Raw genomic sequence first — 15,349 nt, forward strand, 5'->3', positions numbered from 1 at the left:
CCCAGAGCGACCGCACGGCCGGAGCATTCGGAACCCGCGAAATCGGGAATCCGTGCCTGCCCGCTGCTCAGGACAAGTGCCGCCGGCAATCGGAATGAGTAGACCGGGGGCGGCACATTTTGTCTGAACTGCGGCGGCGTGTTTGGAACGAAGCATAATCACCGCAGAGATCGGGTCTTGGATTCTAGAACCCGTTTTTGGATTTTTTGCCGACCCGGTCCCGGATAGCGTCAGGCGGTAGCATTTAGGCCGAATTCATTGGGCCGGGGCGGGAACGGGAGCCGCAGCCGGTTGTGCGCCACCTAACGACTTGAGATAGGAGATTACGTTCTCGCGATCTTCCGGTTTGGGAACGGAAATTGTCATCCTGGTACCGGGGACCAATTTCTTGGGGTTTTCGAGAAAGGCGTCCAGGGTCTGCTCGTCCCACGTCAGATTTGAGGACGCAAGCGCCGGCGAATATTTGTAATCCGGAGCGGTTCCGGCCTTGCGTCCGACGACACCGCCCAGTCCCGGGCCAACTCGGTTCTGATCGTTATTGGCGTGACAAGCCGCACAACGCTTGAACACGTTCTGGCCCTTCTCGGCGTCGCCCTCGGCCGCCGCAGGGGCGGTGTGAACAGCGAACGAAACGAAAAGCGCGCAAGCTAAACCGTATGCATATTGCATCTTAAACTCCTTGGTATCGAGCGTATCGACCTGAGCGACAGCCATGAGCCGACGCGATGAAATCGTGATTATCCGAGGGCGATGGGAAGCTGCCTGACGCGCTTTCCGGTCGCCGCAAAAACGGCGTTCGCGACGGCCGGTCCAATTCCCGAGGTACCGGATTCCCCGACGCCAAAAGGGGCGTCTCCACTCTGGATCAGGTGAACCGTCACGATCGGAGCTTCGTCCATCCTCACGGCCGAATAGGTGTCGAAGTTTGTCTGATCGACGCGACCGTTGGTGAACGTGATTTCCCCGTACAGGGCAGCAGACAGACCGAAGATCGTCCCACCCTGGATCTGGGCTTTGACGGTGTCGGGGTTTATGATGCGACCGCAATCAACTACGCAAGTGACCTTGGTCACCCGGACCGCTCCATTTTCGCCGACCGTCACTTCGGCGATGTGGGCAAGGATTGTGCCTCCGAAGTCACGCAAAAGACTGATACCGCGGCCCGATCCGGCGGGCAGCGGCTTGCCCCAATCGGACAGTCGCTGAGCAGCTTCCAGAACGGCGAGTGCGCGCGGCTCCGCGTCGACGTGTTGTCTGCGATATTCCAGCGGGTCAATACCGGCTTTTGCCGCCAACTCGTCGATAAAACTCTCAACGATGAAGACGTTGTGCGTCGTTCCTACACCGCGCCAGAAGCCGGTCTGGAACGAATGGTCCTCATAGCGCACGTAGTCCACGTGTACGTTCTCGAACTTATAGGGACCTAAAGTACTTGTGACGGCATCGGGATCGAGCCCGTTCTGGACAGCGGCGGGAAGCCAACGGGCAAGAGGGGACGGACCGACAACTCGGTGGCTCCAGCTTGATATGCGGCCTGATGCATCAAGGCCCGCGCGCAGCCTATTGAAATAGGCAGGCCTGTAGAAATCGTGCTGGATATCCTCTTCCCGGCTCCAGATGATCTTGACTGGATAGTCTAGCTGGCGGCCGATCAGAACCGCCTGGGTAACGTTGTCGGCCTCTGCGCGACGCCCGAACGAGCCACCCAGATATTGGTTATGGATGGCGACCTTTTCGACGGGAAGTCCCAAAGCCGTGGCCGCGGCAACCTGGGCCCTTGTTGACGCCTGCGTTCCCAGCCACACGTCGCAGCGATCGTCATTTACGTGCACGGTGCAGTTCAAGGGCTCCATGGGCGCGTGAGCCAGTATTGGAAGTCGATAGTCAGCTTCCACCTTAGATGCCGCGTTCGGAAAGGCTGTGCGCTCATCGCCGATGGATACAGCAACAACGCCTTCGGCGTTCACGGCATTCTCGAGATTCTGCTTGTGCTGTTCGGTCGAGAACCCCGCATTCGGGCCGTCGTCCCATTGGATAACGAGGAGATCCAGCGCCTTTTTAGCGGCCGCCCAGTGATCCGCGATTACGGCTACGGCGTCGTCGATCCGGATGATCTCCCGAACACCCGCTACCTTACGAGCTTCGACATCATCGACGCTTTGCAGCCTCCCACCGAGGACGGGCGAGGCAGATACCGCCGCGATTTTCATGCCCGGCACTTTCATGTCGATGCCGTATTGCGCAGTTCCTTTAACCTTAGCCGGCGCATCCAGTCGCTTCTGAGGCGTTCCGATGAGTTTGAAGGAGGATATATCTTTAAGGGGCACGTTCTCGGGCACCGGCAGACGAGCCGCAGCTTGAACCAGGTCGCCGTAGATAGCCCTGCGCCCGCTGGCCTGATGAATGACGTACCCATCTTCCGCGTGACATTGAGCTGCGTCGACCTTCCATCGAGCCGCCGCCGCCTGGATCAGCATTACGCGGGCGGTCGCCCCGGCACGACGCATAGGTTCCCATGCAACACGCATCGAAAGCGATCCGTCAGTCTCCTGCCTTCCCATTATGGGATTCGCGTAAGTGTTCTCATCCGCAGGAGCGTGCTCCAGAACTACTGACGAGAGCGAGATCTCAAGTTCCTCTGCAATCAGCATCGGCACGGAAGTATACGTGCCCTGCCCCATTTCAACGTAGGGCATTATAAGGGTTACCGAGCCGTCGGTAGCCATGCGGATGAACGCGTTGGGCGCGAAGGGTTTAATCATTGCCTCTGCGGAGGCGGGATCGGCCAGCGAAACTCCCAAAAGCAAACCTCCGCCAGCGGCTGCAGCGGCAGAGAGAAACGACCTGCGGGTTAGATCAAGTGCGGCTGTCATCGAGCGCTCTCCGAAGAATTGGCCTGCGAAGCAGCGGCGTGCTTAATCGCCTCGCGAATGCGATTGTAGGTGCCACACCGACAGAGATTGCCCGACATTGCTTGATCGATGTCCGCATCGCTCGGATTGGCGTTTTCGTTCAGCAGCGCTGTTGCAGAGACCATTTGACCTGGCTGGCAGTAACCACACTGCACGACCTCGAGATCCAACCAGGCCTGTTGAATTTTTTCACCGGCCGCGAATCGATTGATTCCCTCTATCGTCACGATTTTTGACGTCCCAACACTCTCGATGGGGGTCTGACAGCCGCGGGTCGCAACGCCGTCCAACATTACGGTGCAACATCCGCAGAGTCCGGCTCCGCAGCCAAACTTCGTTCCGGTGAGACCAAGAATATCTCTCAAGGCCCAGAGCAGCGGCGTATCACCATCCGCGTCCACGACTTTGCTCTCGCCATTGACATTCAGGCTGTAGGGCATCCCATTTTCTCCGATGGTGCAGCGTTGATCCAAAAACGACGCACCCGCGTTCAACCGAAAGGGTTGTGGAGCCCGGGTGCAGACCCGGAGTTAGAGAGCTGTGGCGGGGCGAACAATCATCGAGATATGACAACTGAAGTCACAAATATTGAACAAGAGCCCAAACATTTGGACGTTTTCGTTCGTTGATGCCTTCGAAATTTCTTTCCGCATTGAGGCCGGATCGCGGCTCGCGGCCTATGCGTTGGCTCCCCCATCGATCTGTAAAACGCTGCCGGTGGCGAACCCATTGCGGACGAGGAATAGGATCGCATCCGCGATTTCATTCTCCGTTCCGACCCGACCGAGCGGAAGCGCTCGCCCCATGTCGACCATTGTTTCCTGGCGAACGTCCTGCTCGAGGAAGTCCCAAGTGGAGCTCTCAAAGGCACCCGGTGAAACCACATTCACCCGCATCGGCGCAAACTCCAGCGCAAGGGTGCGAGCCAAACCGTCGAGAGCTGCATTAGCCATCGCGATCGCAGCACCGCCTGGGACTGCCTTATATGCAGCGGATCCACTTACAAAGGTCATGGATCCATGCGTCGAAAGCCTGGATGCGAAATGTCTGGCGAGATAAATCGGCCCCCAAAGCTTGGCCCCGAGTGACCGGAGAATGTCCTCATCGCTGAGTTCGGGAAAGGGTTTGAAGGCGATTTCGGCGGCAGTCGATACAAGGTGGTCGATATGTCCGATCTCGTCCGCGAGCGCGGCCACCTGCGCTTCGTTGGTTATGTCAGCTACATGGGGGCGAACGTTTGGGCTGTAAGTCCGCGCCTTAGCAAGTCGTTCTTCCGAGCGGCCGACGACATGGACGATCGCGCCTTCCGCGGCAACTTTCCTCACGAAAGCTAGACCCGCGCCTGATGTACCCCCGGCGACCAAAATCTTCTTCTTTTCAAGCGACATCATTCCATCTCTCCTACTGTCAAGAAGCCCGAGTCCCAGCCTAGCGGCCGTGGATTTGAAGCTCCGGTTCGTTCAGCGGACAAGGGCAGAGCGAGTATCGGTTCAGTCTTGAAACAAACCGCAGTGGGTTGAAGATTTTGTGTTTTTTCGTTTCGGGCGACAAAGCGAAATCAAGTCTCCTGCATTCTCGGAGCGGCTGCGAATTCAACGAAGTGCCCGTTTATTCAAGACGTCCCCCAACGCTGTAGCCAAAGTTAAGCGGACGTCGATCGAATTTACGCACCAGCAAGCAACACAGGGATATTGAAAACAATTAGTCGATGTGCTAATTGTTAAATCATGGAAGATTTCATCGAGAAGGTATCCGCCCTGGCGAGTCCCAATCGGCTCCAGATACTCGAATGGCTCAAGAATCCAAAAAGCCACTTCGGGCCTGAGCATCCCGTGGACGAGAGCGAAGGCGTCTGCGGTTTGTATATCGCGGAAAAACTCGGCGTGACGCCGGCAACGGCGTCCGTCCATTTGAAGATCCTTACGCTCGCAGGATTCATCCAGCCCCAGCGTATCGGGAAATACACGTATTTCAAACGAATCGAACCCGCGTTCGACAAGCTGGCGCACGAGGTTTCGAGGATCTAACCGCGCACCGAGGGGTCGATGCGTCCAAACAACTAAACAGAAGAGGGACTGTCATGGGCACCGTGACGGCAGCTGCGTACTCGCGCGAAAATTTCGGCCGATGGACTGTCGTCATACTTGGCTTCGTGACCCTTGCCTTCTCTTTCACGGTGCGTGGCTCCTTGTCTCTGGCGATGCCGAATTGGCAAGCCGAGTTCGACTGGTCGCGGAGTTCGATCTCTGGGATCGCCGCGACTGCTATGCTGGTAATGGCAGCTGTTGCCCCGTTCGCAGGGAACATCGCGGACCGAAAGGGTCCAAAGGGACTGCTTACGTTCGGCCTGGCCGCGATTGGCTTTGGTATGATCCTCGTAATCCTCGCCGGACCGGGATCCCGCTCGTGGCTCTTGCCACTTGGTTTTGCTGGAATTGCGGCTTTCGGTTTCGGCTCGATCGCGCAACACGTTGTCGCCGCCGCGATCGCCCAGCGATTTGACCGGAACAGGGGTCTTGCAACTGGCGTAGGGACTGCGGGATCGACTGGCGGCCAACTGATGCTCATGCCCGTCCTGGCGGCGATGATGCAAGGCGGAGACTGGAGGTCGGCTTTTGTCCTCCTAGCCGTCGGCTGCTTCCTACTCATCCCCTTCACATTGGTGTTGCTTCGAGCTCCCGTCGATGCAGTTGGCGGCTCTGCCGAAAACCACGGCGGCGAAAGCGCTCCGTTCGGCCAGAGCTTTGTAACCCTGGCGAAGAGCCCCGTCTTCCATGCGATCTTCTGGAGCTACACGGTGTGCGGTTTCACCACGAGCGGTGTGATTGAGACGCACCTGATGCCGTACGCTTCGTTTTGTGGATTCGGCCCGGTTCCGAGCGCGACCGCCTACGGTGTGCTTTCCGGTTTGAATCTTGTTGGCATGATCGCCGCAGGCTGGCTCTCTGACCGCATGCACCGACCGCTTCTGCTTGCCGTGATCTACTTTGTCAGGGCAGGCACCTTCGTGCTGCTGGGCTTCATCGGTGACAGCTATCCGTTGCTCATCCTTTTCTCGGTCCTGTTCGGGCTTTTCGACTATTCGACCGTTCCAGTCACCGCAAGCTACGTCGCCAGCCGGATGGGCGTGCGGGTATTAGGCCTCTCCATGGGCCTCCTTTCGGCGGGACACGCCGTCGGCGGTGCCGCCGGGGCTTGGGCTGGCGGTCTGATCTTCGACTGGAACCAAGCTTACGGCATTGTCTGGCTTGTCTCCGCCCTCTCGTCCCTGGGGGCCGCTGCATTGGTCGTAAGCCTCAAGGATGGGAAGGAACTGGATACCCGCGGCCGTCCCGATCCACATATATCTGAAAGGACTGTGCCGTGAATTCATGGCCCAATAATCGAATCCTGGACCTTTTCGAAATTGAATTGCCTGTCATTCAGGCACCAATGGCAGGTGCATCTGATCCCGAAATGGCTATCGCTGTATCCGAGGCAGGCGGCCTGGGATCTCTCCCGAGCGCGCAATACTCAGTGCAGCAGCTCCGGGATGCGCTCACGTCCATTCGGGCGGCGACAAAGAAACCCATCAATCTGAATTTCTTTTCGCACACGATGCCGCCGCACGATCCAGTGGCCCAGATGAGATGGCGAGCACTGTTAGCACCTTATTACGTGGAATTCGACCTCGATCCCGCTACCACACCGCCTACCGCAGGCCGATCACCGTTTGACGAAGCCTATTGCGCCGTCGTCGAGGAGTTCAAACCCGAGGTGGTCAGCTTTCACTTCGGGCTCCCGCATAAGTCCCTCCTCGACCGCGTGAGAGCTGTCGGTTCTAAGATTATCTCCTCCGCGACCACCGTCGCCGAAGCGCGATGGTTGGAAGAGCGCGATGTAGATGCGATTATCGCGATGGGTGCGGAGGCGGGAGGCCACAGAGGAAACTTTCTGAGCCACGACATGTCCACCCAAGTCGGCACGATGGCGCTCGTCCCGCAAATCGTTGACGCGGTCGGGGTTCCCGTCATTGCCGCAGGCGGAATTGGCGACGGTCGCGGAATTGCCGCAGCATTCATGCTGGGTAGCGCCGCAGTCCAGGTTGGAACCGCCTATTTGTTCTGCCCCGAGGCCAAGATACCGCCAGTGCACTTGAGCGCGCTGAAATCGGCACGTGACGACAACACCGCAATCACAAACGTTTTCACGGGCAGACCGGCACGAGGAATCGTTAACCGCATCATGATGGAAATCGGACCGATGAACGACGCAGTTCCGGCCTTCCCAACCGCGGGAGGCGCGCTGGCTCCATTGCGCAGCCACTGCGAGCGGAGCTCAAATGGCGACTTCACCAACTTATGGGCAGGGCAGTCCGCGCATCTGGCCGGCCAACGTGCCGTCTCCGCTTCGGAGCTGACAGTCACGTTGGCAGCCTCTGCACTCAAGTTGCTGGTAGGCTCGTAAGAAAAACACGACCAAACCGTTCGAAAGTCCGCGAGATGGCGCGCCACCTGTGTGCGCCGGAGGCAAATCCATGACAGTCTTTCTTTCCTTTCCCGCCTCTTCGAGACGTCGAAAAGGCACCCTGCCCTCGCCTATTCTGATTGCCGTTGCCGGAGCAGCTTCGCTCGCTGTCGCCATGGGAATTGGGCGCTTCGCTTTCACTCCCTTGATGCCGATGATGCTGCACGATGGCGTGTTGGATATCGGCGGAGGCAGTTCTCTGGCAAGTTCCAATTACCTTGGCTATCTTGCCGGTGCCATGCTGTGCATGGGTCTTCCCAAAGTGTGGTCGAGTACGACGCTGATCCGGTTGAGTCTGCTGGCAACCATCCTGCTCACGCTTGCGATGGCCATCCCGCTGCAAGGCCTCTGGCTTGCATTCCGTTTTCTCGCAGGTGCCATCAGCGCAATCGCTTTCGTCTACACGGCGGGTTGGTCATTGACCGAACTATCACATCGCGAGGCTTCTCATCTTGGCGGGATCGTCTTTTCCGGCCCTGGGGCCGGCATCGCGTTGTCGGGTATTGTCGCGACGTCAATGATCGCCGCCGGCTGGACGTCGCAACTCGGCTGGGTGGGCTTCGCCCTGCTGGCGTTTGTTATCTCCGGTACGGTCTGGCCAGTGTTTTCGGTTCGCACCAGGGGACATGCACAGCCTGCGGTTCACCGAGAACCTGTCAAACAGCATCCCGCTGAAATGATGGTATTCGCGCTCGCCTACGGGCTTGCTGGCTTCGGCTATATTATCACGGCGACGTTTCTGCCTGTAATGGCCCACGAGGAACTGCCGCCATCCATTTGGCTGGACATGTTCTGGCCTATTTTCGGTCTCGCGGCTGTCGTCGGATGTTTCATCGCAACCCGCGTAGTCTCCCGTTTCGACCCGCGTCTACTTCTTGTCGGCGCGTACCTGCTTCAGGCCCTCGGGGTGATCCTTGTCCTCCCGTTTCAGACGGTAAGTGGATTTGCCATGAGCAGCCTGTTGGTCGGCCTACCTTTCACCGCGATCAATTTCTTTGCGATGAAGGAGGTTCAGCGCCTCAGACCTCATCACGTTGCCAGATTCATGGGAATGTTAACCGCGTTGTATAGCATCGGTCAGATTGCGGGACCTCCGATCGTGTCGCAATTCCTCAAGGCTACCTCGACACCGATAGAAGGATTTGATCTCGCGTTGACCGTTGCCGCGTGCGCGCTCGCATTGGGAGCGGCATTGTATGTGTTCATGTTCTTCGCGTGGCCAATGGGGCCTAATGCTCCGGAATCCAAAACACCGCAAATCCCATAAATGTCGAAAACGTAAAACGATCTGCCAACGCATCCAATAACGCGCCCCCGATCGCGACTACGGTTCGTGCCATTGCAACTTCTTATGGCGGGACACGTGCGGAAGCGAGTTTGGGCGTCAATTGGATTAGTAGCGGCGGCGGGATTGGTCAGCGCCGCCATCGCCTATAGTTGGGAACCGGCACTGCCGGAGATTGCGGAAGCGGGTCCTTTCGCGCCCGAGGCCATAGCGCGCGGCGAGATGCTCGCACGCGCTGGCTATTGCGGAACCTGCCACACCACTGATCCCACACGGCCGTTCGCTGGTGGGAGAGGCCTAGAAACCGGCTTTGGCACGATCTTCACGACGAACATCACACCGGACCGCGACACGGGAATCGGTGGCTGGTCCGAAGCCGCGTTCGACCGCGCCATGCGCGCAGGCGTCAGCCGCGACGGCTCACATCTCTTTCCGGCGTTCCCCTATGACCATTTTTCCGGGTTATCGGACGGCGACGTCAAAGCACTCTATGCCTACTTCATGACTCGCGCAGCGGTCAGCGCGAAAAACAAAGACGACACCATTCCGTTCCCGTTGAATATCCGCCTCCTTCAAGCAGGATGGAAGTTCCTTTTCTTCCACTCTCAGCGTGTGGACAGCGATGTCGCGGGCGGTATCGGTCGTGGACGCTATCTGGTTGAAACGCTCAGCCATTGCGGCGCATGCCATACGCCCCGTAACTCTCTCGGCGCGGAAAAAGCGGATGCGAAGTTTAGCGGGGCAAGTATCGACGGATGGTACGCGCCACCGCTGACATCTGCCAATCCGTCCCCCATCGCCTGGTCCGCGGAGGAATTGTACGCATATCTGCGATCGGGCGGCACTCCGTACCATGGCAGCGCGGGCGGTCCGATGTCACCGGTCATCCACGGGCTCGACGCACTTCCGGACAGTGACATCGAAGCGATCGCCGAATACATTGGTTCGTTGAAACCTCAGCAAGCCAAGTCGCCGGAGGAAGCTGAACGGAACGCGCTCGAGCTTGATCGCAAAACGTCCATCTCCACCATATCCTCAACAGGGGAGCGCCTGTACGCCACGGCTTGCGCGACGTGCCACTACAACGGTGCGGCTGGCGTCAACGTTGAGCGACCCGAACTGGGTCTGAATACAGCTGTCTTCGCTGACACTCCGGACAACCTCCTGCACGTCATCCTCGAGGGGATCAGCACCCAAGACGGTTTGAAGGGCGTGGCCATGCCCTCCTTCGCGAACGGTTTGAGCGATGCCGACATTGTTTCGATTGCCCAGTATCTCCGTTCCACCCGGACACCGCTGCCTCCTTGGCCGGACCTGGAAACGAAGGTGAAAAACATCCGAGCCTCAGGTACCAAACATGACTAGCGACGACACCGTCAGCATATCTTTTGAAATCAACGGCAAGGACGTCGCGATCGACGTCGAAGGCGACACCCCGCTCCTGTGGGTCATCCGCGACGAAATCGGGCTGACCGGAACGAAATTTGGCTGCGGAATCGGAATGTGCGGCGCTTGCACAGTGCATGTGGGCGGACGTGCGGTCCGTTCCTGCGTTACGCCAGTCTCCGATGTCGAGGGTGCGTCGATCACAACGATCGAGGGATTGGGAATGGAACAGCCCCATCCCCTCCAGGTGGCCTGGAAGGAGCTGCAGGTGCCTCAATGCGGCTACTGCCAGTCGGGCCAGATTATGCAGGCGGCTACTCTCCTTGCGGACTTTCCCACGCCATCCGACGAAGACATCGATCGAGTGATGGCCGGAAACCTCTGTAGGTGCATGACGTACCCGCGGATCAGGGAGGCGATCAAAAGCGCCTCCGAGCTCGCCAAACAGGGTGGTTCAAATGGCTAGACTCGGCGATCGGTCACCGTCCACGATATTACGGAGACGGTCGTTTCTTATTGGCTCCGCCGGCGCGGCGCTTGCCTTCGCGTTCGGCGACGTCGCCGACGCCTCGCAGGTGTTTCCGCCTTCGAAGCACGATACCGGCGATACATCGTTTGCTCCGACGATGTGGTATTCGATCGATCCTGACGGGATCGTGACCATCAACATCATTCGCGCCGAAATGGGGCAGCATGTGGGAACGTCTCTAGCCCGGATTTTGGCAGACGAACTCGAAGTCGACTGGACAAACGTCCGGATCAACCACGTCGACACAGATCCCAAGTGGGGGCTGATGGTGACCGGGGGAAGCTGGTCGGTTTTCCAGACCTACCCCATCTTCAGCAAAGCGGGGGCCGCAGGCAGACTCGCCCTGATCGAGCGCGGAGCCGAATTGCTCTCCGTTCCGGTGGATACCTGTGTCGCTCGGGACGGGGCCGTCGCGAGCGGCGTCAGATGGATCACGTACGGCGAGATCGTTAAGGCCGGAATCAATCGAAGCTTCACACCGGAGCAATTGGATGCGTTGCCAATAAAGGCACCGGCCAAAAGACGTCTTATCGGGAGAAAGGTTGACGCGCTCGACATCCCCCAAAAAATCGATGGTACGGCGCGCTACGGCATAGACGCCCACAAAGACGGAATGGTTTACGCCCGTCCGATCTTGCCCCCTACTCGTTATGGCTCGAAGGTTATCGCTGTCGACGATTCCGCCGCGCGAAACATCAAGGGCTACCTCTCGGCGGTTATTCTCAACGATCCTTCCGATACGGTGCCAGGCTGGGTGATGGCCATCGCCAAAACCTATCCTGCGGCGATTAAGGCTGCGGACGCGATCGTCGTACAGTGGGAATCCGGTCCGACTGCGTCGATTTCCGAAGCAGACCTCCAAAATCGGTCGCGCGAGTTGATCGCCGATCCTTCGACGGGATCAATTCTCGATACGGGCGATACCGATACCGAAGCGGTCTTTAAGACAGCGTCGAGGACGTTTGAGCAAACCTATACCAATGCTACCGCCCTTCACTTCCAGCTCGAGCCGACGAACGCTCTTGCGTTCGAGGAAAACGGAACCTTCGAGATCCACACGGGAAACCAATGGCAGACATTGATCCTTCCCACGCTTGCGATCGCTCTTGGCAGGTCTGAGCCGTCGATCGTGATGCGGAGTTACATGCTCGGCGGAGGGTTCGGACGTCGCTTGAACGGAGACTACGCCGTTCCGGCCGCCCTGGCCGCCAAGGCGTTGGGTAAACCCGTGAAGATGATCCTGACTCGTGAAGACGAATGTAGATTCGACTCCGCGCGATCGCCCGCGGTGCAGACACTGCGCATGGCTTTTTCCGCGGAAGGCGAAGTCATCGCCATGGAGCATCACGCCGCCGCCGGCTGGCCAACGGAGGTGCTGGCCCCCTCGTTCATGCCGATGGGCGGCAACGGAGTTCCCTACGATCCGTTCTCGATCAATGGCGCAGATCATTGGTACGAGGTCGGTGCTCAGAAGGTTCGTGCCATTTCCAACGACCTCGCGAAGAAAACCTTCCGTCCCGGCTGGCTCCGATCGGTCGGCCCCGGGTGGACAAATTGGGCCTTGGAGAGCTTCATGGACGAAGCCGCCCACGAGGTCGGCAAGGATCCTGTCGAGTTTCGACTTTCGCTTCTAAAGGCGGCAGGTCGAAACGCGGGCGTCGCTCCGAACAGCGTCGGAGGCGCGGCTCGCCAACATCACGTCGTGGAAACCGCGGCCGCACGTGCTGGGTGGGGAGAAAAGCTTCCCGCCAACCACGGCCTGGGAATCGCCACCAGTTTCGGTCAGGAGCGCGAAATGCCGACCTGGGTAGCTTGCGTCGCCCATGTCGAGGTTGACCGCACCACGGGCGAGGTGCGGGTTCACAAACTCACCTCTGTCGTCGACGCCGGGACGATCGTCGATCCCGGCGGAGCAATGGCCCAGGTCGAAGGAGCAACGCTCTGGGGTCTGAGCCTTGCGCTGTTTGAGGGAACTCAGTTCGTGAACGGACAGGTCGAGGACCGAAATCTGGACACGTACACGCCTCTGCGCATCGGCGGGGTCCCAAAGCTAGATGTCACGTTTGTCGAGACTTCCGAGCCCCCAACGGGTCTTGGCGAACCTCCTACCACGGTGGTCGGCCCAGCGATCGCGAATGCGATCTTCGCTGCCGTTGGCATTCGGTTGCGTCACATCCCAATTCGGCCCGACGCGGTCTTAAACGCCTTGTCGTCTTAATTAATCAAAAATCGAAGGAAACGATTATGACCCTATTGCTTTCACTGCTGATCGGCGTTGTCGCGGGATTGCGCGCCATGACCGCGCCCGCCGCCGTTGCATGGGCTGCTTCGCTTGGCGTAATCGACGTATCCAACACACCTCTCGCGTTCATGGGCTATCAGTGGACGCCATGGATCTTCACGGTGCTGGCAATCGTCGAACTGGTCACGGACCAACTGCCCAGCACCCCGTCTCGAAAAGTCCCGGTCCAGTTCGGGACGCGTCTCGTGATCGGTGCTCTGACCGGAGCGACGATTGGAGCTGCTGCGAATGATCTGTTGGTCGCACTCGTGGCAGGTGTCATCGGTGCGCTGGTAGGTACACTGGGTGGTGCCGCTGCCAGAGGTAAGCTTGCGGCATCTTTCGGCAAGGACAGGCCCGCGGCGATTATCGAAGATGCCGTTGCGATTATCGGCGCAATTCTGATCATGGCGGCCGCGTGATGCGGACCTTTGACGCGATCTTCGTCGGAGCGGGCCAGGCAGGCCCCTTCCTCGCGGCCCGTATGGCTGCCGAGGGGCAAAAAGTAGCGCTAATCGAGCGAAAGTATCTTGGCGGGACATGCGTGAACGCAGGCTGCATGCCAACCAAGACGATGGTTGCAAGCGCACGGGCCGCTTTTGTCGCCCGATCTGGTGACCGGTATGGTGTGAGGATTGGCGGCTCCATCTCGGTCGACATGGAAACCGTTCGCAGCCGTGCACATGCGGTGACCATGAATTCACGGAACGGGCTAAGAGACTGGTTCGCCGGCTTGGAAAACATGACTGTCATTTCCGGCCATGCCACCTTCGTGGACAGCCGGACTGTCTCGGTCAACGGCGAAGAACTGCACGCGTCACGCATCTTCATAAATGTCGGTGCGCGGCCGACAGTGCCTGCAATGCCGGGTATTGAGGATATCGATTATCTCACCAGCACTACCATCTTGCAGCTCGATTCCGTCCCTGCCCGTCTTGCTATCATCGGCGGCAGCTATATCGGTCTCGAGTTCGCGCAGATGTTCCGGCGCTTCGGCTCGGAAGTGACGGTAATCGAGAAGGGCCCGAGACTCGCCCCCCGAGAGGACGAGGACGTCTCCGCCGCTATCGCGGACATTCTGACCGATGAGGGGATTGAAGTTCACACGAACGCTAACACCATCTCCTTTGCGCGGGACCCGAGCGCGATATCGGTGCGGTTTGGCGACCCAGCCATCGCCATTTCCGTTACTCATGTCCTTGTCGCTACCGGTCGAAAGCCGAATACTGATGACCTCGGATTGGACAAAGCGGGCGTCAAGGTAGATTCCCGTGGGATAATCCCGGTAGATGACGAACTGCGTACCAACGTGGACGGCATTTGGGCCCTCGGTGACTGCAATGGCCGGGGCGCGTTCACCCACACCTCGTACAATGATTTCGAGATTGTTGCGGCCAATCTCCTAGATGGCCAGAAGCGTAAAGTGAGTGACCGGATCCCGGCATATGCTCTGTATATCGATCCGCCGCTCGGCAGGGTGGGTATGACGGAGAGCCAGGCTCGGCAAGCAGGCTACTCGATCCTGGTTTCGAAAAGGCCTATGGCCCGCGTCGGTCGAGCCAATGAACGTGGCGAAACGAATGGGTTTATGAAGGTTATTGCCGACGCTGATACTCAGCAAATCTTGGGGGCGGCGATCCTTGGTATAGAGGGCGATGAGGCCATCCACGGTTTCATCGACGCAATGCACGCCAAGGTCCCCTATCCGGTCCTGAAGTGGGCGGTACCCATCCACCCAACCGTATCTGAACTCATCCCTACGCTCCTTGGTGACCTTAAAGCGTTGGCACATAAGTAAGGGGCACGGAGGATGCTGGCACGCAAAGACTGGGAAACCTCCTCCGAGGAGGCTCTCGATTTTATCGAGGACGATCCATGGGCGTTGGTGATCAGCAACGCACGTGAGGTTCCTCTCGTCACCGCGACACCGATATTGCTGGATCGAGGTCGAGGCGAGATGGGAACCCTTGTCGGACACATCGCCCGTGCCAATCCCCAGGCGGACATCCTTCGCAACGGTGGGCGCGTGCTGACACTTTTCCAAGGGCCACGGACGTACGTTAGTCCGAGCTGGTATCCTGGCCGTAACATGGCTCCGACCATGTACTATGTAATCGTCGAGGTTGAGGGTGTTGTGACGCTACAGGACCCGGACACGATGAGAAAGTGGGTTGAGCGCCTTACCCATCGCTACGAGACGCACAATCCCGATGCCTGGTCAATGCATGAACTGTCCGAAGATGGCATCGCACGGCGAATGAAGGCAATCGTGGGCTTTGATATCGAAATCAGGGCGATCCGGGGTAAAGTCAAAGTCGGCCAGGACGAGCCGAGGCTAGACGCGCTTGCTGTTGCGTCGAAGCTCGCAGGCTCGGAGAACGCTGCCGATGTGCGTCTCGCGGAGCTGATCAAACGAAAGAAACCGCAATCCGGGTGAGGCGTTATCCGCC

The 15,349-nt window shown here is 58.7% G+C and carries 14 protein-coding genes; 10 read left to right on the forward strand and 4 right to left on the reverse strand.

Translation table 11 applies throughout. The features are described 5' to 3' along the window. Positions 1 to 255: 255 nt before the first annotated feature. From JNB85_RS01265 to JNB85_RS01280, 4 genes are all read right to left on the reverse strand, one after another. Positions 256 to 714, reverse strand: a complete 459-nt coding sequence (locus JNB85_RS01265; RefSeq protein ID WP_223216390.1) for a c-type cytochrome — start codon at positions 712 to 714, stop codon at positions 256 to 258. Positions 715 to 737: 23 nt separating this feature from the next. After that, complete coding sequence (locus JNB85_RS01270; RefSeq protein WP_220332579.1) at positions 738 to 2,873, reverse strand: xanthine dehydrogenase family protein molybdopterin-binding subunit; 2,136 nt, start codon at positions 2,871 to 2,873, stop codon at positions 738 to 740. After that, complete coding sequence (locus JNB85_RS01275; RefSeq protein ID WP_220332580.1) at positions 2,870 to 3,352, reverse strand: (2Fe-2S)-binding protein; 483 nt, start codon at positions 3,350 to 3,352, stop codon at positions 2,870 to 2,872. The genes JNB85_RS01270 and JNB85_RS01275 overlap by 4 nt, the downstream gene beginning before the upstream one ends. Before the next feature lie 237 nt (positions 3,353 to 3,589). Continuing rightward, positions 3,590 to 4,303: an SDR family oxidoreductase gene (locus JNB85_RS01280; RefSeq protein ID WP_220332581.1), complete on the reverse strand. Its 714-nt coding sequence runs from the start codon at positions 4,301 to 4,303 to the stop codon at positions 3,590 to 3,592. A gap of 336 nt (positions 4,304 to 4,639) precedes the next feature. Here JNB85_RS01280 and JNB85_RS01285 point away from each other — a divergent pair, with 336 nt between their 5' ends. The 10 genes from JNB85_RS01285 (at position 4,640) to JNB85_RS01330 (ending at position 15,336) form a co-directional block, all read left to right on the forward strand. Next, entirely contained in the window at positions 4,640 to 4,939 is a 300-nt protein-coding gene (locus JNB85_RS01285) for an ArsR/SmtB family transcription factor (protein ID WP_220332582.1), read from the forward strand. A gap of 53 nt (positions 4,940 to 4,992) precedes the next feature. Beyond that, positions 4,993 to 6,279, forward strand: coding sequence for an MFS transporter (locus tag JNB85_RS01290; RefSeq protein ID WP_220332583.1), 1,287 nt, complete (start codon positions 4,993 to 4,995; stop codon positions 6,277 to 6,279). Next, positions 6,276 to 7,358, forward strand: coding sequence for an NAD(P)H-dependent flavin oxidoreductase (locus JNB85_RS01295; protein WP_220332584.1), 1,083 nt, complete (start codon positions 6,276 to 6,278; stop codon positions 7,356 to 7,358). The genes JNB85_RS01290 and JNB85_RS01295 overlap by 4 nt, the downstream gene beginning before the upstream one ends. A gap of 70 nt (positions 7,359 to 7,428) precedes the next feature. Continuing rightward, positions 7,429 to 8,685 (forward strand): YbfB/YjiJ family MFS transporter, encoded by a 1,257-nt coding sequence (locus JNB85_RS01300; RefSeq protein ID WP_220332585.1) that lies wholly within the window; start codon positions 7,429 to 7,431, stop codon positions 8,683 to 8,685. 144 nt (positions 8,686 to 8,829) lie between these two features. After that, positions 8,830 to 10,068 carry a c-type cytochrome gene (locus tag JNB85_RS01305; RefSeq protein WP_223216391.1) on the forward strand — a complete coding sequence of 413 codons (1,239 nt, stop codon included), beginning with the start codon at positions 8,830 to 8,832 and terminating at the stop codon, positions 10,066 to 10,068. After that, a complete protein-coding gene (locus JNB85_RS01310) occupies positions 10,061 to 10,555 on the forward strand; it encodes a (2Fe-2S)-binding protein (protein WP_220332586.1) in 495 nt (164 codons plus the stop codon). Before JNB85_RS01305 ends, JNB85_RS01310 begins: the two co-directional genes overlap by 8 nt. After that, positions 10,548 to 12,836, forward strand: a complete 2,289-nt coding sequence (locus JNB85_RS01315; protein WP_220332587.1) for a xanthine dehydrogenase family protein molybdopterin-binding subunit — start codon at positions 10,548 to 10,550, stop codon at positions 12,834 to 12,836. The genes JNB85_RS01310 and JNB85_RS01315 overlap by 8 nt, the downstream gene beginning before the upstream one ends. 26 nt (positions 12,837 to 12,862) lie before the next feature. Beyond that, positions 12,863 to 13,321, forward strand: coding sequence for a DUF4126 family protein (locus JNB85_RS01320; protein WP_220332588.1), 459 nt, complete (start codon positions 12,863 to 12,865; stop codon positions 13,319 to 13,321). After that, positions 13,321 to 14,697: an FAD-containing oxidoreductase gene (locus JNB85_RS01325; RefSeq protein ID WP_220332589.1), complete on the forward strand. Its 1,377-nt coding sequence runs from the start codon at positions 13,321 to 13,323 to the stop codon at positions 14,695 to 14,697. The genes JNB85_RS01320 and JNB85_RS01325 overlap by 1 nt, the downstream gene beginning before the upstream one ends. 12 nt (positions 14,698 to 14,709) lie before the next feature. Next, positions 14,710 to 15,336 carry an FMN-binding negative transcriptional regulator gene (locus tag JNB85_RS01330; RefSeq protein ID WP_220332590.1) on the forward strand — a complete coding sequence of 209 codons (627 nt, stop codon included), beginning with the start codon at positions 14,710 to 14,712 and terminating at the stop codon, positions 15,334 to 15,336. The last annotated feature ends 13 nt before the right edge of the window (positions 15,337 to 15,349 follow it).

The sequence above is a fragment of the Rhizobium mesosinicum genome (genome assembly GCF_019511345.1).
Taxonomy (GTDB): Bacteria; Pseudomonadota; Alphaproteobacteria; order Rhizobiales; family Rhizobiaceae; genus Rhizobium; species Rhizobium mesosinicum.

What these genes read in the sequence shown, in the direction of transcription:
- JNB85_RS01320 (WP_220332588.1), top strand. Translation starts at nt 12,863, where the DNA reads ATGACCCTATTGCTTTCACTGCTGATCGGCGTTGTCGCGGGATTGCGC.
- JNB85_RS01285 (WP_220332582.1), top strand. Translation starts at nt 4,640, where the DNA reads ATGGAAGATTTCATCGAGAAGGTATCCGCCCTGGCGAGTCCCAATCGG.
- JNB85_RS01325 (WP_220332589.1), top strand. Translation starts at nt 13,321, where the DNA reads ATGCGGACCTTTGACGCGATCTTCGTCGGAGCGGGCCAGGCAGGCCCC.
- JNB85_RS01275 (WP_220332580.1), bottom strand. Translation starts at nt 3,352, where the DNA reads ATGCCCTACAGCCTGAATGTCAATGGCGAGAGCAAAGTCGTGGACGCG.
- JNB85_RS01300 (WP_220332585.1), top strand. Translation starts at nt 7,429, where the DNA reads ATGACAGTCTTTCTTTCCTTTCCCGCCTCTTCGAGACGTCGAAAAGGC.
- JNB85_RS01280 (WP_220332581.1), bottom strand. Translation starts at nt 4,303, where the DNA reads ATGATGTCGCTTGAAAAGAAGAAGATTTTGGTCGCCGGGGGTACATCA.
- JNB85_RS01290 (WP_220332583.1), top strand. Translation starts at nt 4,993, where the DNA reads ATGGGCACCGTGACGGCAGCTGCGTACTCGCGCGAAAATTTCGGCCGA.
- JNB85_RS01270 (WP_220332579.1), bottom strand. Translation starts at nt 2,873, where the DNA reads ATGACAGCCGCACTTGATCTAACCCGCAGGTCGTTTCTCTCTGCCGCT.
- JNB85_RS01315 (WP_220332587.1), top strand. Translation starts at nt 10,548, where the DNA reads ATGGCTAGACTCGGCGATCGGTCACCGTCCACGATATTACGGAGACGG.
- JNB85_RS01310 (WP_220332586.1), top strand. Translation starts at nt 10,061, where the DNA reads ATGACTAGCGACGACACCGTCAGCATATCTTTTGAAATCAACGGCAAG.
- JNB85_RS01330 (WP_220332590.1), top strand. Translation starts at nt 14,710, where the DNA reads ATGCTGGCACGCAAAGACTGGGAAACCTCCTCCGAGGAGGCTCTCGAT.
- JNB85_RS01265 (WP_223216390.1), bottom strand. Translation starts at nt 714, where the DNA reads ATGGCTGTCGCTCAGGTCGATACGCTCGATACCAAGGAGTTTAAGATG.